At 57.7% G+C, this 21,888-nt stretch carries 22 protein-coding genes; 10 read left to right on the top strand and 12 right to left on the bottom strand.

All coding sequences use genetic code 11. The features are described 5' to 3' along the window. Nucleotides 1–2 precede the first annotated feature (2 nt). Nucleotides 3–794 (top strand): 16S rRNA (adenine(1518)-N(6)/adenine(1519)-N(6))-dimethyltransferase RsmA, encoded by a 792-nt coding sequence (gene rsmA, locus U2949_RS03725; protein WP_137431391.1) that lies wholly within the window; start codon nt 3–5, stop codon nt 792–794. 170 nt (nt 795–964) lie between these two features. Here rsmA and U2949_RS03720 read toward each other — a convergent pair whose 3' ends face one another. The 7 genes from U2949_RS03720 to glyQ all read right to left on the bottom strand — a co-directional run bounded on the left by U2949_RS03720 (nt 965) and on the right by glyQ (nt 7,983). Continuing rightward, nucleotides 965–2,194 (bottom strand): nucleoside recognition domain-containing protein, encoded by a 1,230-nt coding sequence (locus tag U2949_RS03720; RefSeq protein ID WP_042483507.1) that lies wholly within the window; start codon nt 2,192–2,194, stop codon nt 965–967. A gap of 189 nt (nt 2,195–2,383) precedes the next feature. Next, a complete protein-coding gene (gene gloA / locus U2949_RS03715; protein WP_003803488.1) occupies nt 2,384–2,779 on the bottom strand; it encodes a lactoylglutathione lyase in 396 nt (131 codons plus the stop codon). A 29-nt stretch (nt 2,780–2,808) separates the two neighbouring features. Continuing rightward, nucleotides 2,809–3,690, bottom strand: a complete 882-nt coding sequence (locus U2949_RS03710) for a M48 family metallopeptidase (protein WP_125303686.1) — start codon at nt 3,688–3,690, stop codon at nt 2,809–2,811. Beyond that, entirely contained in the window at nt 3,656–4,405 is a 750-nt protein-coding gene (locus U2949_RS03705; RefSeq protein ID WP_042483513.1) for a lysophospholipid acyltransferase family protein, read from the bottom strand. The genes U2949_RS03710 and U2949_RS03705 overlap by 35 nt, the downstream gene beginning before the upstream one ends. Before the next feature lies 1 nt (nt 4,406). Then, a complete protein-coding gene (gene gmhB, locus U2949_RS03700; RefSeq protein ID WP_045930968.1) occupies nt 4,407–4,946 on the bottom strand; it encodes a D-glycero-beta-D-manno-heptose 1,7-bisphosphate 7-phosphatase in 540 nt (179 codons plus the stop codon). Further along, nucleotides 4,946–7,078 (bottom strand): glycine--tRNA ligase subunit beta, encoded by a 2,133-nt coding sequence (gene glyS / locus U2949_RS03695; RefSeq protein ID WP_321286236.1) that lies wholly within the window; start codon nt 7,076–7,078, stop codon nt 4,946–4,948. The genes gmhB and glyS overlap by 1 nt, the downstream gene beginning before the upstream one ends. Beyond that, complete coding sequence (glyQ, locus tag U2949_RS03690; RefSeq protein WP_026485201.1) at nt 7,078–7,983, bottom strand: glycine--tRNA ligase subunit alpha; 906 nt, start codon at nt 7,981–7,983, stop codon at nt 7,078–7,080. The genes glyS and glyQ overlap by 1 nt, the downstream gene beginning before the upstream one ends. Between glyQ and U2949_RS03685 the strand changes: the two genes are divergently transcribed. The 3 genes from U2949_RS03685 to U2949_RS03675 are packed head-to-tail and all read left to right on the top strand — an operon-like array spanning nt 7,930 to nt 10,553. Then, nucleotides 7,930–8,175 carry a hypothetical protein gene (locus tag U2949_RS03685; protein ID WP_321286806.1) on the top strand — a complete coding sequence of 82 codons (246 nt, stop codon included), beginning with the start codon at nt 7,930–7,932 and terminating at the stop codon, nt 8,173–8,175. The two genes, glyQ and U2949_RS03685, sit on opposite strands and share 54 nt — an antisense overlap. Nucleotides 8,176–8,225: 50 nt before the next feature. Beyond that, a complete protein-coding gene (locus tag U2949_RS03680) occupies nt 8,226–8,993 on the top strand; it encodes a crotonase/enoyl-CoA hydratase family protein (RefSeq protein WP_026485203.1) in 768 nt (255 codons plus the stop codon). Nucleotides 8,994–9,032: 39 nt separating this feature from the next. Further along, the gene (locus U2949_RS03675) at nt 9,033–10,553 is read left to right on the top strand and encodes a fumarate hydratase (protein WP_257723772.1); all 1,521 of its coding nucleotides are present in this window, start codon (nt 9,033–9,035) and stop codon (nt 10,551–10,553) included. Nucleotides 10,554–10,875: 322 nt separating this feature from the next. On the opposite strand, the gene U2949_RS03670 is transcribed toward U2949_RS03675, so the two are convergent. Continuing rightward, nucleotides 10,876–11,463, bottom strand: a complete 588-nt coding sequence (locus U2949_RS03670; RefSeq protein ID WP_026485205.1) for a TetR/AcrR family transcriptional regulator — start codon at nt 11,461–11,463, stop codon at nt 10,876–10,878. 133 nt (nt 11,464–11,596) lie between these two features. Here U2949_RS03670 and U2949_RS03665 point away from each other — a divergent pair, with 133 nt between their 5' ends. The 5 genes from U2949_RS03665 (at nt 11,597) to U2949_RS03645 (ending at nt 17,427) form a co-directional block, all read left to right on the top strand. Continuing rightward, the gene (locus tag U2949_RS03665) at nt 11,597–12,799 is read left to right on the top strand and encodes an MFS transporter (protein WP_321286232.1); all 1,203 of its coding nucleotides are present in this window, start codon (nt 11,597–11,599) and stop codon (nt 12,797–12,799) included. A gap of 24 nt (nt 12,800–12,823) precedes the next feature. After that, nucleotides 12,824–14,035, top strand: coding sequence for an MFS transporter (locus tag U2949_RS03660; protein ID WP_321286230.1), 1,212 nt, complete (start codon nt 12,824–12,826; stop codon nt 14,033–14,035). A gap of 195 nt (nt 14,036–14,230) precedes the next feature. Further along, on the top strand, nt 14,231–14,509 hold the full coding sequence (locus U2949_RS03655; protein WP_022983473.1) for a hypothetical protein: 279 nt from the start codon (nt 14,231–14,233) through the stop codon (nt 14,507–14,509). 139 nt (nt 14,510–14,648) lie between these two features. Then, entirely contained in the window at nt 14,649–15,854 is a 1,206-nt protein-coding gene (locus U2949_RS03650) for a putative DNA modification/repair radical SAM protein (RefSeq protein ID WP_026485209.1), read from the top strand. A gap of 52 nt (nt 15,855–15,906) precedes the next feature. Then, nucleotides 15,907–17,427 carry a UdgX family uracil-DNA binding protein gene (locus U2949_RS03645; RefSeq protein WP_321286228.1) on the top strand — a complete coding sequence of 507 codons (1,521 nt, stop codon included), beginning with the start codon at nt 15,907–15,909 and terminating at the stop codon, nt 17,425–17,427. On the opposite strand, the gene folK is transcribed toward U2949_RS03645, so the two are convergent. From folK to hda, 4 genes are read right to left on the bottom strand one after another with little or no spacing between them, the layout of a single operon-like run. Further along, nucleotides 17,411–17,863, bottom strand: coding sequence for a 2-amino-4-hydroxy-6-hydroxymethyldihydropteridine diphosphokinase (folK, locus tag U2949_RS03640; protein WP_035275597.1), 453 nt, complete (start codon nt 17,861–17,863; stop codon nt 17,411–17,413). The two genes, U2949_RS03645 and folK, sit on opposite strands and share 17 nt — an antisense overlap. A gap of 29 nt (nt 17,864–17,892) precedes the next feature. Next, entirely contained in the window at nt 17,893–19,272 is a 1,380-nt protein-coding gene (gene pcnB / locus U2949_RS03635) for a polynucleotide adenylyltransferase PcnB (RefSeq protein WP_321286226.1), read from the bottom strand. Nucleotides 19,273–19,282: 10 nt separating this feature from the next. Then, the gene (locus U2949_RS03630; RefSeq protein WP_009461280.1) at nt 19,283–19,984 is read right to left on the bottom strand and encodes an HAD family hydrolase; all 702 of its coding nucleotides are present in this window, start codon (nt 19,982–19,984) and stop codon (nt 19,283–19,285) included. Between the two features lie 3 nt (nt 19,985–19,987). After that, entirely contained in the window at nt 19,988–20,686 is a 699-nt protein-coding gene (gene hda / locus U2949_RS03625) for a DnaA regulatory inactivator Hda (protein ID WP_022983475.1), read from the bottom strand. A gap of 54 nt (nt 20,687–20,740) precedes the next feature. Between hda and purM the strand changes: the two genes are divergently transcribed. Next, a complete protein-coding gene (purM, locus tag U2949_RS03620) occupies nt 20,741–21,790 on the top strand; it encodes a phosphoribosylformylglycinamidine cyclo-ligase (protein ID WP_022983476.1) in 1,050 nt (349 codons plus the stop codon). Nucleotides 21,791–21,888: the final 98 nt, after the last annotated feature.

The raw sequence follows: 21,888 nt of genomic DNA, 5'->3' as shown, positions 1-21,888 counted from the left end.
GTATGGCCCAGCATCAGGCGCGCAAGCGCTTTGGACAGAACTTTCTGGAAGATGAGGCCATCATCGACCAGATCATCCGTGCGATTGGCCCTCGGCCTGTCGATAATATGGTGGAAATTGGTCCGGGCCTCTCGGCCCTGACCCGACCGCTGACGCAGGCGCTGGAGCGCTTGCGTGTGGTCGAGATTGACCGTGATCTGGCAGCCCGTCTGCGTAATCACTATTCGCCCAGCAAGCTGGAAATCATTGAGGCTGATGCCTTGAGCGTGGACTTCGGTGCTTTAGGCCCGAATCTGCGTATTGTGGGTAATCTGCCGTACAACATCTCCAGCCCCTTGCTCTTTCATTTGCTGGACTATGCCGATGCCGTGGTGGATCAGCACTTCATGCTGCAACGCGAGGTGATTGATCGCATGGTCGCCAAACCCGGCTCTTCAGACTACAGCCGCCTGTCGGTGATGTTGCAGTCGCGCTATCGCATGGTGAAGTTGTTTGAAGTGCCGCCCGAGGCATTTAACCCGCCACCGCGTGTTGTGTCGGCAGTCGTGCGTATGGTGCCTTTGGCGGCAGATCGTCCCCAGGCTCGTGATGCGCGTGTATTCAGCCAGGTTGTGGCGCGGGCCTTCTCGCAAAAACGCAAGATGTTGCGCGGTGGTTTGGGTGACTGGACGGCTCATATCGACTGGGAGGCGCTGGAAATTGCACCTACCAGCCGACCGGCTGACTTGTCCCTGGAACAGTACATTGCCCTGGCCGATCACCTGATGGATAAGGGCGTTATCCAAGCCGTCTGATAGACAAAATCCCGTAAAGAAAAACACCCCAAAATTGGATATCGATTCCGTTTTGGGGTGTTTTTTTTTATGGCGGGTCGTGTAAGGCTACTCGTCCTTGGAATGATCTGTTATGCCAGCTTGATTCTGCTGGGGCAAAGGGTCTTGCCCCCACGCTGAACCCTGGGCTCCTAGCCAAAGAACCAATAACAAACCGCGATCGAGGCCAGTACCCCCGCCAGATCGGCAATCAGGGCGCAGGATACGGCATGGCGCGCACGTTGTATGCCGACCGCGCCAAAATACACTGCCAGCACATAGAAGGTTGTTTCCGTGCTGCCCTGCACGGTTGCACCCAGCAGGGCCGGGAAGCTGTCCACGCCGTGATGCTGCATGGTTTCAATCAACAGGGCACGAGCGGCACCGGCTGAAAAGGGTTTGACCAGAGCGGTAGGCAAGGCATCAATAAAACGCGTATCCAGTCCGGTCAGGTTCACCAGCCAGCGGATCACGTCCAGTACGATATCCAGGGCACCAGAGCTCCGCAGCACGCCCACAGCGCACAGCATGGCAACCAGATAGGGCAGTAGATCCCTGGCGACGCCAAAGCCTTCTTTAGCACCTTCTACAAAGGCCTCATACAGAGGAATCTTGCGTCGCCAGCCCATCAGCAGGAAAAGCCAGATGATGGACAGCAAGGTCAGGTTGCCAAGCAAGGACGAAAGTGACTGGATAGCCGCTGCACTGAGTGTGGCCAGCAAGGCCATGAAAGATCCCAGGATCAGCGCAAAGATTCCAAACCACAGCATCAGCACCGGATCAAACAGACGCAGGCGCTGCACCAGGGCCACGCTGAGTAGTCCGGCCAGCGAGGAGGCGGTGGTAGCCAGCAGAATGGGCAGAAACACCATCGTGGGATCAGGCGCACCTTGTTGAGCCCGGTACATGAAGATACTGATGGGGATCAGTGTCAGTGAGGAAGCATTGAGCACCAGAAACAGGATCTGGGCGTTGGTGGCGGTGTCCGGGTGCGGGTTCAGTGTTTGCAGTGACTTCATGGCCCGCAAACCGATGGGCGTGGCGGCATTGTCCAGGCCCAGACCATTGGCGGCGAAGTTCAGGGTGATCAGTCCCAAAGCCGGGTGGCCGGCAGGCACACCTGGCATCAGGCGGCTGAACAGCGGTCCCAGCCAGCGAGCAAGGGTATCGATCAGCCCGGCTTTCTCGGCAATCTTCAAAAAGCCCAACCACAGGGTGAGCGTGCCAAAAAGTAGCAGCATCAGTTGCACGGACAGGGCGGCCATATCGAACAGGCTGCGCACCATTTGTGCAAAAATTTCGCTATTTCCCCCGACCAGCCACTGGTAAAACCCGCTGACGGCGGCAATCAGGAAGAAAAACAGCCAAAGAGTATTGAGCATAGTGTTGGCAGTAAACAGGGCAGGGAAAAGCCAAGCTAGATTGTCGCAGAATACAGGTGGGTTTTAACGGCTACGGTATGTAAGGGTGGCGGCACAAATAGTCGCAAAACACGATTTGGGCATATTTTTGCTGGGTTGAAAAATAAGGGGCCAAAAAAAACCGGCCAGTTAAGGCCGGTTCTGTTTGCTTTAATCCACGCGCCCTTTGGCCTGGATTAGTTCAATCTTGTAGCCGTCCGGATCTTCCACAAACGCAATCACGGTGGTGCCGTGCTTCATGGGGCCGGCTTCACGTACGACCTTGCCGCCGCGGGCCTTGATGTCCTCACAGGCTTTGTAGGCATCAGGCACTTCCAGGGCGATATGGCCATAGCCATTGCCCAGATCGTAGGAGGGGGTGTCCCAGTTGTGGGTCAGTTCCAGCACGGCGGCTTCGGACTCGTCCTGATAGCCCACAAAAGCCAGGGTGAAGCGGCCGTCCGGGTAGTCGGACTGGCGCAGCAATTTCATGCCCAGCACTTCGGTGTAAAAGGCCAGAGAACGGTCCAGATTGCCGACACGCAGCATGGTGTGCAGGATACGCATAAGGTAGAGCTCCTAGAGTTCAACCTGCCTTAAAGCAGGGGCAGGGTGCCTGGATCATATTGTCGTAACTGATTGCGCGCATTGACAAAATCAGGGTAGAGCGTTTCGACCAAGGCCCAGAAACGTGGGCCGTGATTCATCTCTTGCAGATGCGCGACCTCGTGAGCGACGACGTAATCAATGATGGTTGGGTGAAAGTGTATCAGGCGCCAGTTCAGCATAATCGTGCCGTCACTGTTGCAGGACCCCCAGCGTTTGGCAGGCGCAGCCAGCCGTAATTTGCTGGCACTCAAACCCGACAGGTTCAGATAGTGTTGCAGCCGCTGTTCAAACCATTGCCTGGCCTGTTTCTGCAGCCAGGCCTGGGTCAGCTCCTGGACACGCTGGGGTTCGGCGCCGACGGGTAGGGGTAGCGACAGGCATTGACCCCGTTGAACCTGACCGGCTTGTCCGTCGAAATGTACCTGCTGAATCTGCGGGTTCAGGCTAAGGCGGATGGGCACCCCCATAAAGGGCAGGGTATCGCCATCAACCCATTGCAGGCTTTGCAAGGCCAGTTGTTCGCGACGTTGCTGATATTCGCGCAGCTTGCGCAGTATCCAGGCGCTTTTGCTGTGCAGCACTTGTTCTGCCTGACTGATCTTGACCCAGGAGGGCAGGGCAACGGTCAGGCCACTGTCGTTGATGGTCAGGCCCAGGGTACGGCGGCGGGAGCGTTTGAGCTGATAGCCAATGGTGTGGCCATCCAGCTGCACCTGCTGCCATTGCACGCCTTCCGGCAAGCTTTCGGGCCGGACAGTCAGGGCACTTTGGGGGGGCAGAGCAGAACCGGCGGGCGGCTTTTCTGGCCGCTGCGCCGGGTGGGGAAAGGCCGTGTCAGGAAACAGGGCCAGTTGTGGGGGGACCGTCATAGCGTTCCGGGTTCAAGACGCGCATTTCGGTTTCAATCCATGTCTGTACGCGTTGGTTGACTTCTTCAGGGGTCAGCCCGGCAGGATCAATGGGCGGACCAAAGGAGATAGTAACCAAGCCCGGCGTCTTGATAAAGGCATTGCGACGCCAGCATTCGCCCGCATTGTGCGCTACGGGGATAATCGGCGTGCCCGTACGGCAGGCCAGCAAGGCGCCACCCATTTTGTAGCGGCCAGTAGAGCCAGGGGCGGTACGAGTCCCTTCCGGGAACAAGAGGGGCCAGCGGCCTTCGTCAATGCGCTGCTGCCCGATCTTGATGACTTGTTCAAAGGCATCCCGGCCCTTGGCGCGATCAATAGGGATCATGCGCAGCAGGGCCAGTCCCCAGCCAAAGAAAGGGACTTTATGCAGCTCGCGCTTGTAGACAAAGCACACCTGACGCGGCATGTAGGAAGGAAAGAACAGCGTTTCCCAGGCCGACTGGTGCTTGGACAGGATGATGGCCTTGCCGTCGGGCAGGTTGTCCCAGCCCTTGGTCTGCCAGCGTATGCCCAGAATCGTGCGTGCTCCCCAGACAGCCAGCCGCGGCCAGCCGGTGGTAAAGCGATAGCGCATGTCCAGCGGCAGCGGCGCGATAATCAGGCAGGCAAAGGCGTAGGGGATAACGGTAATCAACAAAAAGAGTTGATAGAGTGAAGCGCGGATAATGCCCATATCAGTTTCCGTGGAGCCATTTGTCGACAACAGCGGCCAGATCGGCCTCGACGCGCGTGCCCTCGGGCAAGCCGCCTTTCTCTAGGGTACGCATGCCTTTACCCGTCTGAACCAGCCAGGGCGCACAGCCGGCTTGGCTGGCCGCTTGCAGATCACGCAAGGAATCGCCCACCGAGGGTACGGTTTGCAGGTTCACTTCATAGCGATGTGCAATGTCGCGAAACATGCCAGGGGCCGGTTTGCGACAGGTACAGCCCTCATCCGGGCCATGCGGGCAAATAAAGATGGCGTCGATAAAGCCACCCAGCAAGGCCAGTTCACGGCGCATCTTGGCATGGATGGCGTTCAGCGTGGTCATGGAAAACAAACCACGTGCCAGACCGGACTGGTTGGTGGCAATCACCACCTTCCAGCCGTTTTCGGTCAGGCGGGCCAAGGCCTCCAGGCTGCCTGGAATGGCCTCCCACTCCTGTGGGCTTTTGATAAAGGCATCGCTGTCATGGTTGATGACACCGTCCCGATCAATAATGGCAAGTTTCACTAGTTAGCCAGCCTGGAAAGATCCGCAACCTGGTTCATCAGTGCATGCAGCTTGGCCAGCAAGGCCAGACGGTTGGCACGGATGGCAGGGTCTTCGGCCATGACCATGACGTCCTGGAAGAACTTGTCCACGGCACCACGGGCCTGGGCCAAGGTGGCCAGGGAAGCGTCAAATTCACCCGCTTCAAACTGGGCCTGGGCCACGGGTTGCAATTCCTGAATCTTGGCAGCCAGCTCGCGCTCGGCAGGTTCGACCAGTAATTTGTCATCCAGTGTTGCCAGTTCGCCTTCGGCTTTCTTGAGCAGATTGCTGACGCGCTTGTTGGCGGCAGCCAGGCTCTCGGCTTCAGGACGTTGGGCAAAAGAGGCGCAAGCCTGAATACGGGCGTGAACCTGCTCCAGTGGCGGACGCAGGGCCAACACGGCATCCACCACGCTGCGCTCGTAATCGTTGCTGAGCTGGTTACGGTAGCGTTCGTAAATGAAGGCTTGAACCGCATCTACCGTGTCAGCCGCCAGGACACCATCCTTGAAGAAGGACGCAGTGGTGTTCAGCAGCGTATCCAGGTTCAGGCTATTGGCCTTCAGCTGGGCACCGGCTTGCAACTGTTCGTAGGCGCTGATCAGGCCCAGAGCGGCACGGCGCAGGGCATAAGGGTCGCGCTCACCTGTAGGAGCCAGACCAATGCCCCAGATACCGACCAGAACTTCGGCACGTTCGGCCAGGAACAGAATGGCCTGGGTCAGGCTGGCTTCTGTGACAGGCTGGTCCAGACGGTGACGGTATTGCTCGCGAATCGCCAGCACGATGTCCTCGGGCTCGCCATCCCCTTGGGCGTAGTACGCACCCATCACGCCTTGCAGCTCGGGGAACTCGCCCACCATATTGGAGTTCAGGTCCGCCTTGGCCAGAAGTGCGGCACGACGGGCGTGCTCTTCATTGGCACCCAGTTGCTTGGCAATGTAGCCAGCCACGGATTGCAGACGCTCGATACGGTCCAGCTGCGAACCCAGCTTGTTGTGGTACACGCTGCCAGCCAGCGTGGACACACGCTCGGCCAGAGTCTGTTTGCGATCGGTTTCAAAGAAGAACTGGGCGTCCGCCAGACGGGGGCGAACCACGCGCTCGTTACCTTCGATGATGTTGCTGGGATCGTCCACCTTCATATTGCTGACGATCAGGAAGCGATTGGTCAGCTTTTGTGTGGCGGGGTCAAACAGCGGGAAATACTTTTGATTCAGACGCATGGTCAGAATCAGGCACTCGGAAGGCACTTGCAGGAATTGTTCGTCGAACTGGCCCACGTACACGGTGGGGTATTCGACCAGAGCGGTGACTTCGTTCAGCAACGCTTCCACTTCGGGATCGTCGCCCAGGGTGGAGTTCAGGCGTTTGGCTTCAGCTTCCAGGTCTGTACGAATCTGTTCGCGGCGAACTTCGAAAGAAGGAACCACCCAGCCTTGTTCCTGGACCTGTGCGGCCCAGCTATCGGCATCACGGATGTCGAAGGGGGCATCGCACATGAAGCGGTGACCGTGTGTCTGGCGACCCGCTTGCAGGCCCAGAGCGCTGACGGGAACGATGTCCGAACCCCACAGGGCGACCAGACCGTGGGCAGGGCGCACAAAGCGCACGCTGCTGACACCATCGGCCAACTGATAGCGCATCACTTTAGGGATGGGCAGGTGGGTAATGGACCATTCCAGGGCCTCTTGCAGACCGTCTTTCAGGGCGGCGCCAGTGGCAATGCCGCTGGCGTACAGGTAGTCCTGCTTGCCATCGGACTCGCGTAGCAGGTCGCTGGCCTTCAGATGTTCCAGGCCTTTGGCGGTCAGGCGCTTGGCCAGCGCCGGAGCGATCTCACCATTGGCATCCAGGCCAATATGGGCGGGCATCAGCTTTTCGGTATAAGGCTGGTCTTCGGCTTGCTGGTACGCAGCGCTGAACCAGGCAGCCAGACGGCGAGGCGTGGCGTAGGCACGCACTTCACAGTTCGGGGCCAGCAGGGCTTGTTCGCCCAATACTTTTTGCAGACCTTCGCTAAAGGCTTGCCCCAGCTGTTGCAGCGCTTTGGGGGGCAGTTCTTCGGTGAACAGTTCAATCAGCAAAGGCTGTGTCGTGGAGGCGTTCATTACTTGGCCTCCGAGGATTTGTTGCTCAGCATGGGGAAACCTAGGCGTTCGCGGGAGTCGTAGTAAGCCTGTGCGACAGCGCGGGACAGATTGCGGATACGGCCAATATAGGCAGCGCGCTCGGTCACACTGATGGCGCCGCGGGCATCCAGCATATTGAAGGTGTGAGCAGCTTTCAGCGTTTGCTCGTAAGCGGGCAGGGCCAGCGGCACGTCAATGATGCGCTTGGCTTCGGCTTCGTAGTCGTTGAAATGCGCAAACAGTACATCGGTGCTGGCGTGCTCGAAGTTGTAGGTGGATTGTTCCACTTCGTTCTGGTGGAACACGTCGCGGTAGTAAATACGCTGGCCGTTGTGACCTTCGGTCCAGACCAGATCGTAGACGCTTTCCACACCTTGCAAGTACATGGCCAGACGCTCCAGACCGTAGGTGATCTCGCCCGTGGTTGGCGTGCAGTCCAGACCGCCTACTTGCTGGAAGTAGGTGAACTGCGTGACTTCCATACCATTGAGCCAGACTTCCCAGCCCAGACCCCAGGCACCCAGTGTCGGGTTTTCCCAGTCGTCTTCAACAAAACGGATGTCGTGCGCTTTGGGGTTGATGCCCAAGGCTTCCAGCGAGCCGATATACAAGTCCAGAATGTTTTCAGGTGCGGGCTTGAGCACGACCTGAAACTGGTAATAGTGTTGCAGGCGGTTGGGGTTGTCCCCGTAACGCCCGTCTTTGGGGCGGCGCGAAGGCTGCACATAGGCAGCGCGCCACGGTTCAGGGCCGATGGCCCGCAAAAAGGTTGCCGTATGAGAGGTTCCGGCACCGACTTCCATATCGTAGGGCTGAAGCAGAGCGCATCCGTGCTTGTCCCAGTATTGCTGGAGCGTAAGTATGATTTGCTGAAAGGTGAGCATGAGCAATGGCCAGTAAAGCGAGAATCTGCAAAATTTTTCTATTTTAGCGTGAACTGCGCCCCTGCAGCAGAAAAGCGCCCGCAATGGGCTATTTTGGCCGTCCGGGCCATGGGCAAGGCCGCTGTGTACCGGGCGGTCAAGTTGTTTTTAGACGTATCATATGCGTTTGTCCAAATACTGCTTATTTGCTGACCTGATCTTGAAACAGAATCTCGGGCGGCAGTCTAAAGGAGGCTAGGTCCATGAGTGAACTTGTCACGCTTGAACGTATCGGCAAGGTGTTGTTGATTACTTTGAACCGTCCCGAGGCACGTAATGCCATCAACCTGGAAACCGCGCAGGCGCTGGCCCAGGCTCTGGATGAGTTCGATGCCGACCCCAGCATTGCCGTAGGCGTGCTGACAGGGGCCAACAATACCTTCTGCGCCGGTATGGATTTGAAAGCCTTTGCCAAGACTGGCCAGCGCCCCTATGTAGGCGACCGCGGCTTTGCCGGTATTTGCGAGCGTCCACCTGCCAAACCTCTGATTGCTGCCGTGGAAGGCTACTGCCTGGCCGGTGGTTTTGAAATTGCCCTGTCCTGCGATTTGATTGTTGCGGCCAATAGCGCCAACTTTGGCCTGCCTGAGGTGAAACGCGGCATCGTCCCCGGATCGGGCGGCATGGTGCGCTTGCCTAGCCGTATTCCTTACCACATGGCCATGGAAATGGTGCTGACCGGTGGTATGTACCCTGCCGCCCGTATGGCTGAGCTGGGTCTGGTCAGCCGTCTGGCCGAACCTGGCAAAGCCACCGAGCAGGCGCTGGCACTGGCCGAGCAGATTGCCGCCAACGGTCCCTTGGCCGTGCAAACCGCCAAGAGCATTATTTCCCAGTCGCGCGACTGGCGTCAGTCGGATCTGTTCGATCTGCAGCGCCCTCGTATCGCCAGCATCTTTACCTCTGCAGACGCCAAGGAAGGCGCGACGGCTTTTGCCGAGAAGCGCGAACCTGTCTGGCAGGGCAAATAGTTTCCCCTTGTTCATCCCGTTTTTTATATAGACGCCACCATGACCACGATCAAAGAAGACGATCTGATTCAGTCCATCGCTGATGCGGTGCAGTTCATCAGTTACTATCATCCCACCGACTATCTGGAGCATCTGGCCCGCGCTTACGAGCGTGAGCAGAACCCGGCGGCCAAAGATGCCATCGCCCAGATCCTGACCAACTCGCGCATGTGTGCCGAGGGCCATCGCCCTATCTGTCAGGACACCGGGGTGGTGAACGTATTCCTGAAAGTGGGCATGGGTGTGCGCTTTGATACCAAGCGCTCCTTGCAGGAGCTCTGTGACGAGGGGGTGCGTCGCGGTTATCTGAATCCGGATAATCCACTGCGCGCCTCCATCCTGAATGATCCCTTGTTCACCCGTAAAAACACGCGTGATAACACCCCCTGTATTGTGAATGTGGAACTGGTCGCTGGGGATCAGGTTCACATTCAAGTGGCCGCCAAGGGCGGTGGTTCGGAAAACAAGAGCAAGTTCGTGATGCTCAACCCCAGCGATTCTCTGGTGGATTGGGTTCTCAAAACCGTTCCTACGATGGGTGCTGGCTGGTGTCCTCCGGGCATGTTGGGTATTGGCGTGGGCGGTACAGCCGAAAAAGCCATGCTGATGGCCAAGGAAGCCCTGATGGAAGACATCGATATGTACGAGCTGCTGCAACGCGGCCCGCAAAACAAGCTGGAAGAGCTGCGTATCGAGCTGTACGAGAAGGTCAATGCTCTGGGTATTGGCGCTCAAGGCCTGGGTGGTTTGACCACCGTGCTGGACGTGAAGATCAATACCTTCCCGACTCACGCCGCTTCCAAGCCTGTGGCCATGATTCCCAACTGTGCGGCAACCCGTCACGTACATTTCTCGCTGGACGGCAATGGCCCCGCCGAGCTGGCACCTCCACCACTGTCGGCCTGGCCTGACATTCACTGGGCGCCGGACTACAACAAGTCCCGCCAAGTGAACCTGGATGAGCTGACCCCTGAAGAAGTGGCTTCCTGGACGCCAGGCCAGACCTTGCTGCTGTCGGGCAAGATGTTGACTGGCCGTGACGCTGCTCACAAGCGTATTCAGGACATGCTGGAAAAGGGCGAGTCCCTGCCTGTGGACTTCACCAACCGCGTGATTTACTACGTGGGTCCGGTTGATCCTGTGCGTGACGAAGCCGTTGGTCCAGCAGGCCCAACCACCGCCACTCGCATGGACAAGTTCACCGAGATGATGCTGGCCAAAACCGGTTTGATCTCCATGATCGGCAAGGCTGAGCGTGGCCCAACCGCGATTGAAGCGATTCGTGCCCACAAATCGGCTTACCTGATGGCCGTGGGTGGTTCCGCGTACCTGGTTTCCAAGGCCATTCGCAATGCGAAAGTGGTGGCTTTTGAAGACCTGGGCATGGAAGCCATTTACGAGTTCGAAGTTCAGGACATGCCCGTGACTGTGGCTGTGGACTCGCAAGGCGTGTCCGTGCATAACACCGGTCCTGCCGAGTGGCGCAAGCGTATTGCAGAGATCTCTTTGGTCGCTGTGTAAGACGTGAAGTGGGAAGCTTGGGCTTCCCGGCTTTGTCGATAAGAAACCCGCATGAGTGTTTCCGGCCTGCTTGTAAAAGCAGCGTCAGCACAACATTCAATGCGGGTTTTTATGTCTGGCGTTTGTGTGACCTTTGCTTGGCTGCCTGAATGTTTTGGTTTTAGGAGAGGCTCATTACCATCACAAATGCCAGGGCCGTATATTTCTGGCGGCTCAAGAGGTCGCGAAAAAAGAATTCGATCTGTTGATCTGCCTTCCGCTAGAAGCAGATGATCTCAGGCCCGCTCTTTGCCTGGACACCGGCTTTTTCAGCATCGCCCGTTCAGGATTTGATCAGCAAGCCGCGCAGTAATAAATCCAGTGCAGCCAGCCCTTTTACCAAACGGGCATCCCCATCCTCTCCTTGCGCAATCCAGAAGGCGGCTTCGGCCAGACTGCCGTAAATCAGGGAAGCCAGGGCGTGGGGATCTGCCTGTTCAATCCGACCTTGATCCATCAGTGCCTGAATCAGGCCTTCCATGGAACCCACGCAATACTGATGCGATTCGGGCGATGCGCCCCCCAGTACGGCTTTGGCATCACACAAGACAATGCGCTGCATTTCCGGTTCCAGCGCCATTTCCAGATAGGCATGGCAGCGGCGTACAAACCCGTCCCAGGGGTCCTCGGCATTGTTTGAAATCGCCTGCAGGCGCTCATCCATTTCTGCATCGATCTGGTCGACCACCGCCGCCAGCAACCCCTTTTTGTCACCGAAATGATGGTAGAGCGCACCACGTGTCAGGCCCGCTTGCGCCGTCAACTCGTCCATGGATGTGTCGGCATAGCCACGTTCCGCAAAGAACGTGCGAGCGGTGGCGAGCAGGGTGGCGCGGGTTTCTTCCATCTCGGCGCGGGTACGGCGTGCCATAGTTTCTCCTTACATACGAGCTGAATGTATATTTACATGCGCAGCGTATGTATATATCATTTTAAACATACGCCTTGTATGTATTGTCGACGCATCACCGTGTCGTGGCAAGCGGGCGCTCACGGAGAATGTAATGGCTCAGCCTTATCGAGAACTTTTTGCCGCGCCTGGCACACGGGGATTCGCCCTGGCCGGGCTGCTGGCCCGGATTCCGCTGCCCATGATAGGGATAGGAATCATCACCATGCTGTCGCAACTGCGGGGCAGCTATGCCTTGGCGGGGGCGGTGTCCGCCTCCTTTGTATTGAGCTATGCGCTGCTATCGCCACAAGTGTCCTGTTGGGTGGACCGGCGTGGGCAAAGTCGTGTTCTGCCGCTAGCAACCGCCATTAGTATTCTTGGCTTGTTGCTCTTGTTTGGGGCGACATGGTGGCAAGCGCCTGACTGGACCTTGTTTGCAGGCGCGGTGCTGGCCGGTTTCATGCCTAGCATGTCGGCCATGGTGCGTGCACGCTGGACGGCGATTTATCGTGGACAGGATCGCTTGCAAACAGCGTATTCGCTGGAAACCGTGCTGGATGAAGTCACCTTTATTGCCGGGCCGCCTTTGTCGGTGGGTTTGGCGGTCCTGGTGTTTCCGCAAGCCGGTGTGCTGGCTGCTGCGCTATTGCTGATTGCCGGTGTGTCGGCTCTGTTGTTGCAAAAGGGGACTGAGCCGCCGATTCATGTGCAGGAGCAAGGTAGCCGCCCTTCGGTCCTGCGTCTGAATAGTGTGCGTTTGCTGGCATTGCTGATGGTCGCCATGGGCGTGATTGTGGGCACCGTGGATATTGTCAGCGTGGCCTTTGCCCAGCAGATGGGGCAGCCGGGGGCGGCCAGCCTGGTGCTGTCGGCTTACGCCTTGGGTTCTTGCGCAGCAGGTCTGGTGTTTGGTGGTTTGAAGCTGAACATCCCTTTGCATCGCCTGCTGCTGTTGGGCGGTTTGGCCACCGCCGCCACGACCTTGCCTTTATTGCTGGTGGCCAGCGTGGCGCTGCTGGCAGGGGCGGTTCTGCTGGCTGGTCTGTTTTTCGCCCCCACCATGATTGTGGCCATGTCGCTGGTCGAGCGTGTGGTGCCGGAGCAGCAGTTAACCGAGGGCATGACCTGGCTGCTGGCTGGTCTGAATATTGGTGTGGCTATGGGGGCTGCCGCTTCGGGGCGGATGGTGGATCAGGGCGGAGCCAGCTCCGGCTTTATGGTTGCGCTCTATGCCGCTGCCCTGATCGTCTTGCTTGCCTTGTGCAGCTATCAAAGCTTGCGCGCACCCGTAGTAGCCCGCTCCTGCGCTGTCTAGCCTTCTTTTTTTGAGCATGTAGCGATGAATACCTCTTCTCTATCCATGACCGGGCAGCCCAGCAAGCGGCAGTCCTGGCTGGCCGTTATCGCTGTTGGCCTAGCCACCTTTTCAGTGGTCACCACAGAAATGCTGCCCGTGGGTTTGCTGACTCCTATTGCAGATAGTTTGCAGACTTCCACGGGGACGGCTGCTTTGCTGATTTCCTTGCCCGCCTTGTTGGCGGCCCTGTTTGCGCCTCTGGTGGTGCTGGCCTCTGGTGGCGTGGACAGACGACGCATTCTGTGCGGTTTGCTGGCCTTGCTGGTGATGGCCAATATCGCGTCCGCCCTGGCTCCCAGCATCGCCTGGATGCTGGCCGCCCGTGTTCTGGTTGGTTTTTGTATGGGAGGCATCTGGGCCATTGCTGGTGGTTTGGCGTCCCGGCTGGTTCCGGCTCAGTCTGCAGGTTTGGCAAACTCGATCATCTTCGGTGGGGTTGCCGCCGCTTCTGTGTTGGGCGTGCCATTGGGTGCATTGATGGGCGAACTGGCTGGATGGCGCTGGGCGTTTGGCGGCATGGCGCTGCTGAGCGCTTTGGTGTTGATCTTCCATCTTGCCGTGATTCCGCCCCTGTCCGTGTCGCGCTCGACTACATGGCGTCAGTTCGCCGAGCAGTTTGGCAATCGGCAGTTATGGTTTGGTTTGCTCTTGACCCTGATTCTGGTCGCAGGTCATTTCAGCGCATTTACCTTTGTGCGTCCTCTTTTGCTGTCTGTTTCCGGCATAGGTGCTCAATGGATAGGAGCCTTGTTGTTTGCTTATGGAGTGGCCGGGATTGTGGGCAATTTCCTGATCGGGATGTCGGCGGCCAAACGCACTGAAGCCAGCTTGATGGCGATAGCGTTGGGTCTAAGCATCACTGCTTTGCTTTTCTTGACAGTGGGTAGCTCACCGCTGAGTGGAGGTGCGATTTTGCTGCTTTGGGGCCTGGCGTATGGCGGGGTGTCGGTAGGGCTGATGAGCTGGATGATGAAGGCCGCTACCAATGCTGTTGAGGTGGCTACGGCGTTGTACGTGGCTGTGTTCAATATCGGCATAGCGCTTGGCTCCTGGCTGGGCGGGCAGACTGTGGATGCCTACGGTTTGAGCACGAATCTGGGGGTGGCTGGAGCCGGATCGCTTGTTGTGTTTTTGCTGCTTTTCGGAACAATTTTGCATCAAAAAAAATGGGCAGAAAAAACGCGCCCGGACTGATTTTTCCGGGTTTGTCAGGGCGCAAGCGCGGGTTATTGCTTATTGGAGTCTTGGAGGAGCGCTGCGACGATGTCTGTCAGAACTCCTTGAAATATTCTGTACATCGTTATGTTGTACGGTATAGGGATGCTTTCTGGCTGACCTCCCTTATGGGCACACAACGTCGGTATGGGTGGTCTTAATTAAGGGCCTTGTATGACGCAACTTCAGCGCTCCATCACTATTCCGCAGCTCAACCCCACAATCTGGAACACTCTTGAGCTCGTGCGCTTACGCCAAACCCCCTGGCACAAGAAACAAGCAGTTTTTGAACAATTACAGTCGCTGGGATTAGTCCAAGCCATCCCGCAAACGACGCAGACTCCTTCCCCTTTCCCCGCTCCCCTGATAGCCATGTTGACCGAAGAAGGGCGGCAATTGCTGGAAGCTCGATCCAATCATCAAGAGGCCTTGATCAAGCTTTTGGACGCGTGATCCTTTAGCTTGAGCTGGTTTGGCTGGCTTGTCCTTTGCCGGACAGGCCAGGCCGCTTGTCCTCTTGGAACGTTTTCTGGATAAGTGACGCCTTGAGCGAAAACTGTATAATGCTGTTTTTATATACAGTATTTCGATCATGGAGCTATCGCGCAAACTCGAAATTCTGGCCGACGCGGCAAAGTACGATGCCTCTTGCGCCAGCAGTGCCGCGCCCAAACGGGATTCCCGTGGGCGTACGGGTCTTGGGGCCAGTACGGGGGCCGGCATCTGTCATAGCTTTACGCCTGACGGGCGCTGCGTATCGCTGCTCAAAATACTGCTGACCAATTTTTGTCAGTATGACTGCCTGTATTGCGTGAACCGGCGCTCCAGCAACGTGCCACGCGCGCGTTTTCGGCCTGCCGAAGTGGTTGATCTGACGCTGGATTTTTATCGGCGTAACTATATAGATGGTCTGTTTCTGAGCTCGGGCATCATACGAAGTTCGGACTACACCATGGAGAGCCTGGTCGAGGTGGCGCGCTCCTTGCGCGAAGATCACCATTTTCGCGGCTATATCCACCTTAAAACCATTCCTGATGCAGATCCCCAGCTGATTACGTTGGCTGGTCTTTATGCAGACCGCCTCAGCGTCAACATCGAGCTTCCCACAGACGCTGGCCTGAGCCGTCTTGCGCCCGAGAAAAGTGGGCATACGATCAAGCGCGCCATGGGCGTCATTCGTCTGTCCCAGGAACAGGCTCAGGAGGAGAAGCGGCCTAAAGTGCCTGCCGGGCAAAGTACACAAATGATTGTCGGTGCGGATGCAGCGGATGACCGCAATATCTTGCAAACGGCGCAGACCTTGTACGGAGCCTACAAGCTCAAGCGGGTGTATTACTCGGCATTCAGCCCCATCCCGGACAGCTCGTCGGCACTGCCTGCTCAGCCGCCGCCGCTCTTGCGGGAGCATCGTTTGTATCAGGCCGATTTCCTGCTGCGTAGCTACGGTTTCCGGGCCGAGGAGCTGTTTCAGGATAAGGGCGATTTACCCTTGGATATTGACCCCAAGCTGTCGTGGGCCTTGTCCAATCGAGCGGTTTTTCCGGTAGATCTGAATCGGGCGCCAGAGCGTCTGATTGCGCGTGTTCCGGGTATAGGCATACGCAATGCCAAGCGCCTGGTCGAGCTTCGTCAGATGCGGGCGATCCGATATCAGGACTTGATTCGCTTGCGGTGTTCCATCAAAACATTGCAGCCGTTTGTAGTGGTTCAGGATTACCGTCCCGGCCTTGCTGACGCCGCGTCAGACAAGCTACGACGCATGCTCTCGAGCAATCCGCAGCAACTGAGCTTGCTATGAATCCTCCTTGTGTAACGACCTTGCTTCTTTCTGGCCGCAGGAGCCAACAGTCATGATGACTCTGATGGTGAACGGCGGCTATCTGGCCTGGCGCGAGCAGGCATTACGCGCTTTGGCCGAGGGCTGGTCGCCGGAGGAGCTTTGTTGGGCAGAAGCAAGCCCGGATTCGGGGCGGCAAGGGCAGCAAATCGGGCTGGAGTATGAAGCATCCCAGACGCCGCTTTCCTCGCCTGTTTCCTTGCAAGAGCCCCAGGCGCATCAGCCCGTTTCCAGTGTGTCTGTGCGTATTTCCAAAGGGCTGGCTGCTTCGCTGCAGGATGCGGCCCTGTGTCGTGCGCCGGCGCGTTGGGCCTTGCTTTACCGTGTCCTGTGGCGCTGGCATCAAGGTGATCGCAGTGTGGAGTCCGTGGCAGACGAGGACGGTGCCCGTTTGTACGAGATGGCCAAGGCGGTACGTAAGGAAAAACACGACATGATGGCTTATGTACGGTTCCGCCATTGTGGCAAGGGGATGCAGCCCGAGTACTGGGCCTGGTTTGAACCCGAGCATGATGTGCTGGAGTGGATTGCAGACTATTTCTCCAGACGCATGGGGGGCACGTCGTGGTGTATCGCGACGCCGCAAGGGATTGCACTATGGGATGGTCAGAATCTGCAGCTGCTGGATGCCCCCGACAATATAGAGGAGTTACGGGCGGGCCCGGCTGATGATCAGGTGGAGGCCTTGTGGCTGCGCTATTACCAAAGCATTTTCAATCCCGCGCGACTGAATGAAACCGCTTTGCAGCAGAGCATGCCAGTGCGATTCTGGAAAGGCCTGCCCGAAGCCAGCTTGATTCCCGCCATGATTAGCGAGGCCCGTAATGGCGCCCGGCGAGTGGGGCAGTTTAGTGCGGTAGCCCGGATGCCGGGCAAGGCAGTCGCGGTGGAGGCACACTGTGCGCAGCCTCAACGCAGTGAGCCTTCCGTACTGGAAGCCTGTCGTCGCTGCGGCCTATGGGAGCACGCTACGCAAGCAGTGCCGGGAGAAGGCCCGGCAACAGCGCGTATGATGTTGCTGGGCGAGCAACCCGGTGATTACGAGGATTTGGCAGGGCGTGTCTTTGTCGGTCCTGCAGGGCAGGTTCTGGATCAGGCTTTGCAGCGTGCCGGTATTGAACGCAATGCGCTGTATCTGAGCAATGCCGTCAAGCATTTCAAATGGAAAGGGAGGGGCAAGCAGCGTTTGCATGTCAGCCCTTCTCAAGCCGAAGTGCAGGCATGTGGGCACTGGTTACAGGAAGAACTGGCGCGCCTTGAACCTGCTGTCATCGTCACCTTGGGGGCGACGGCCTTGTCTGCTTTACTGGGAACCCAGGTGCCGCTTGCTCAATATTTGGCCAAGCCGTTTCTTTTAGGGCAGACGTGGGTAATTGCAGCTTGGCACCCTTCGTATGCGCTGCGTGTGGACTCTGCGGCCCGCCGCGAGGAAATTGTCAGCAGTATTACCCAGGTCTTGCAAATAGGATGGCGGCTGGCGACAGGCCCCGCCACGGACGAGGGCCTGGCAGCGGATATCAACTCAGCTGCTTGATTTCCTGATCTTGCACGTTGACCAGTAATTCACTGATGTGGCCTTGAGCCAGTTCAAGTTCAGGAGCCAGATCAGCCAGCGGTACCAGTACAAAAGCACGTTCGTGCATGCGGGGGTGGGGTACGATCAGCCGCTCCGTATTGATCTGCTCTTGCCCGTAAAGCAACAAGTCCAGATCCAGGGTACGGGGTGCGTTGCGGTACAGGCGTGTGCGACCGTGCTCTTGTTCGATAGCTTGCAGACGGTCCAGCAAAATCTCGGGAGGCAGGGTGCAGGTGAAGCGAACGACTGTATTGACGTAATCCGGGCCACTGGAATCGACGGGAGCCGTGCTGTAGAAATGGGCCAGCGTCAGATCCTGGATGCCAGCAGTAGCGGCCAGTTCAGCCGCTGCTGTTTCCAGGGTCTGTCGTGCTTCGCCCAGATTCGCGCCCATGGCGACGAAAACGGTGGTGCTGCCTGGAATCACGATTCGCTTCCACCTGTTGCGTTGCTGCGCTTGGCGTTGGAGCGACGGCGGCGGGTACGGCGCTGACCGCTGCGCGAGCCGGTAGAGGCGGTGCCAGCAGGTTTGCGCACGGCAATCATATTGCTGCGTTCTTCATCGCCAGCATCGGCCAGATCCATCCACCACTGTGCCTGCACGCTATCCACCTCTTTGGCTTCGGCGCGTAGTTGTAAAAAGTCCACAGCGGCACGGAAACGAGGTTGTTCCGTCATGCGCCAGATGGCGCGATTGGCGATGCGCTCAAAACGGGGCTGCATGAACCAGATTTCGCGCATATCCGACTGGAATCGCTTTTGAATCGGCATGATGCGGCTTTGTTTTTCCAGGATCAGGTCGGCGGCTTCCAGCAAGGCTTGCTGGGGATGCATGTCCTGAGCGCTGCGTCGGTCCCACTCCTGCTTGACCAGCTTCCAGAGCAGGCAGGCATAGATAAAGCTGGGGCTGACCGATTTGCCTGCGCGAACGCGGGTGTCGGTGCGGGCCAGGGCCATGTCCAGAAATTCAGAGCCACCAGGCAGACGTTGAACTGGCTCGACCATGGGCAAGAGCTTGCTGTGCAGACCCAGAGCCTGCAGGCGCTGGATGCAGTCCATGGCGTGGCCGCAGTTCAGCAGCTTGAGTGTTTCGTCAGCCAGACGGGATTCGGGCACGTTCTCGATCAGACGCGACAAGGAACGGATCGGCGCGTCCGTCGTGGGCTCGATGGTGGCGTCCAGCTTGGAGGCAAAGCGCACGGCACGCAGCATGCGCACCGGGTCTTCGCGATAGCGGGTTTCCGCATCACCAATAATGCGCACCTGACGGTCTTTCAGATCGGCTACGCCATTGTGGTAGTCGATAACGGTTTCGGTCAGAGGATCGTAGTACAGCGCATTTAGCGTGAAGTCGCGGCGTGCGGCATCGTCTTCGATGGTGCCGTACTCGTTGTCGCGCAGGATACGGCCATGTTCGTCGGTTTGCTTGCCGCTATCATCGGCCCGGAAGGTCGAGGTTTCGATGATTTCCTGACCAAACACCACGTGAACCAGGCGGAAGCGGCGACCAATGATGCGGGCACGACGGAACAGGGGGCGGATTTGCTCGGGCGTGGCGTTGGTCGCCACGTCAAAGTCCTTGGGCTCCAGGCCCACCAGCAAATCGCGCACTGCGCCGCCCACGACATAGGCTTGATAGCCTTCGTGGTTCAGGACCTCGCACACTTTGATGGCATGACGCGAGACCAGACGTCGGTCTATGACATGTTCTTCTCGTGTGTAGCGGCGCGGCCCTTTGGGACGCGCGCTTTTGGCTGGTTTGAGCAGCCGGTCGACAAATGTTTTTATTGTTCGCTTGAGCATGCGTCTGATTTTACGATTTGCTGTCCATCATGTCAGCGAACAAATCGATGACGACCCAATTGCGTTCGGTGGCCACGGCACGCAGCTTGTCGCTGGGGTTGGTTGCCACGGGGTCGGTCACCACTTCCATCAGGGGCAGATCGTTGGGCGAATCGCTGTAGAACCAGCTGCGCTCGAAGTCAGCCAAAGTTTTGCCCATGGTTTGCAGCCACTGCTCCACACGGGTGATCTTGCCAGCCTGGAAGCTGGGTACGCCGCTGATCTTGCCGGTGTAGCGGCCGTCTTTCATTTCAGGGGTGGTGGCGATCAGGTGGTCAACGCCCAATGCAGCAGCTATGGGGCGCGTCACGAATTCGTTGGTAGCGGTCACGATTGCCACCAGATGGCCCTGGTCCTGATGCTGGGCCAGCAATTCGCGTGCAGCGGGGCTGATCGAGGGCAGGATCACGGCCTGCATGAACTCGTCCTGCCAGGCCAGCAACTCTTCCTGGCTGGCATTGGTGAGCAGGCCCAACATGAATTCGGCCGATTCCTCGGCCGTCAGCAATCCCTGGTTATAGCGTTCCATCAGGTCTTCATTCAGACGAATGGCTTCAGCGGGGTCACCGACGCGGCCGGTACGGGCCAGGAAGTCAGCCCACTGGTAATCGCTATCTAAAGGAAGCAGGGTGTGGTCCAGATCAAACAGGGCAATAAAAGAAGAAGCAGTCATGACTCAACTAGAAGATTGGGTCTGGCTGTTGGCCAGAAGTTCTTTGAGCAGGGGTAAAGTGATGGGGCGTTTCTTTACCAGTGAATAATTGTCCAGCGCATCGATCAGTGCGCTCAAGCGGTTCATATCGCGATCGTAGTGAGTCAGTATCCAGCTGAGCACTTCTGCTTGCAGTTGCAGACCGCGGGCAGCGGCTCGCTGTTGCATGGCTTCGGCCCTATGGGCGTCCGACAGGTATTCCAGCCTGAATACCAGGTCCCAGCCCAGGCGTGTGCGCAAGTCCTCGCGCACGGACATGGTTTTGGGAGCCCGGTCGCCGGAGACCAGCAGCGTGAAGGCGTCTGGCCGGGTGGCCGACTCGCGCCAGCGATTGTACAGTGCAAATACGGCAGCCTGACCGTGCTCGTCAAAACGTTCGATATCGTCGATGGCCAAGAGGCTTGGAGGGGCTTTGTCATCGGTGGCGATGTCAAAGATGGGCTGGGAGGGTGTATCTGAACTAAAATAGCGGCTGTCGTCTTGACTGGCCATCGCCCGCAGCAGATGTGTTCGACCTGCGCCGGGCGGTCCCCACAGGTAAACCGCGCGTCCTGGACTGCACTGACGCAGAGCCTGCAACGCAGCCTGATTCGCTCCGGCAACAAAGTTGTCCAAAGAGGCAGGCGGTGCTGGAGATATATCCAGAATCAGTTGCTCGGTCATGTGTCGTACAATTTCGTCCAACTCGCAATTTTCACATATCCCACGGCTTTTCCCATGAAAAACACTACTTCTGTTTCCTTGACCTACCGCGATGCAGGCGTGGATATCGACGCGGGCGATGCCCTGGTCGATCGTATTAAACCACTGGCTGCCAAAACCATGCGTGCAGGCGTCATGGCTGGAATCGGAGGCTTTGGCGCTTTGTTTGAAGTGCCTACCCACCTTAAAGAGCCCGTTCTGGTGTCCGGCACCGACGGTGTTGGTACCAAACTACGCCTGGCATTTGATTGGCAGCGCCACGACACTGTGGGTATAGACCTGGTGGCCATGAGTGTCAACGACATTCTAGTCCAGGGCGCAGAACCCTTGTACTTTCTGGATTACTTTGCCTGCGGCAAGCTGTCGGTCGACACCGCTGCTCAAGTAGTTGGCGGCATTGCCAAGGGTTGTGAACTGTCCGCTTGTGCCCTGATCGGTGGTGAAACGGCAGAGATGCCCGGCATGTACCCCGAAGGCGAGTACGACCTGGCCGGTTTTGCAGTGGGTGCAGTAGAAAAATCGCGCATTATCGATGGCAAGTCCATTGTTCCCGGTGACGTGGTTCTGGGTCTGGCTTCCAGCGGTGCCCACTCCAACGGTTACTCCCTGATTCGCAAGATTCTCAAGCACGCCAACGCCAAGCCTACCGACGAGCTGGATGGCCGTCCTTTGGCTGACGTGGTCATGGAACCCACCCGCATCTACGTGAAATCCGTGCTGGCTGCCTTGGCTGCCCACGGTGCGGACATCAAGGGCCTGGCTCACATCACGGGCGGCGGCTTGCTGGAAAACGTGCCACGCATTCTGCAAAAGCACCTGACTGCCCGTCTGAAGCGTGATTCCTGGACCATGCCTGCCTTGTTCCAGTGGTTGCAAAGCAACGGTAACGTGGCCGACGAAGAAATGTACCGTGTGTTCAACTGCGGTATCGGCATGATCATCATTGTTCCTGCAGACAAGGCAGACGCCATTAGCGCCACCTTGTCCGAGCAAGGTGAGACCGTTTACCAATTGGGTGAAATCCTGGAGCGTCAGGAAGGTCAGGCGCAGACCGAAGTGGTTTAAAAACCTCTGATCTTTCCGTCAGTAAAAAAGCCAGCTCATCGAGCTGGCTTTTTTTATTCCTGCATCTTGCTTTGAATTGCCTTGTATTACCGCATCGA

Origin of the sequence: Alcaligenes phenolicus (assembly GCF_032063905.1) — a bacterium.
Taxonomy (GTDB): Bacteria; Pseudomonadota; Gammaproteobacteria; order Burkholderiales; family Burkholderiaceae_B; genus Alcaligenes; species Alcaligenes phenolicus.
This window is presented reverse-complemented; position numbering and strand designations above follow the sequence as displayed.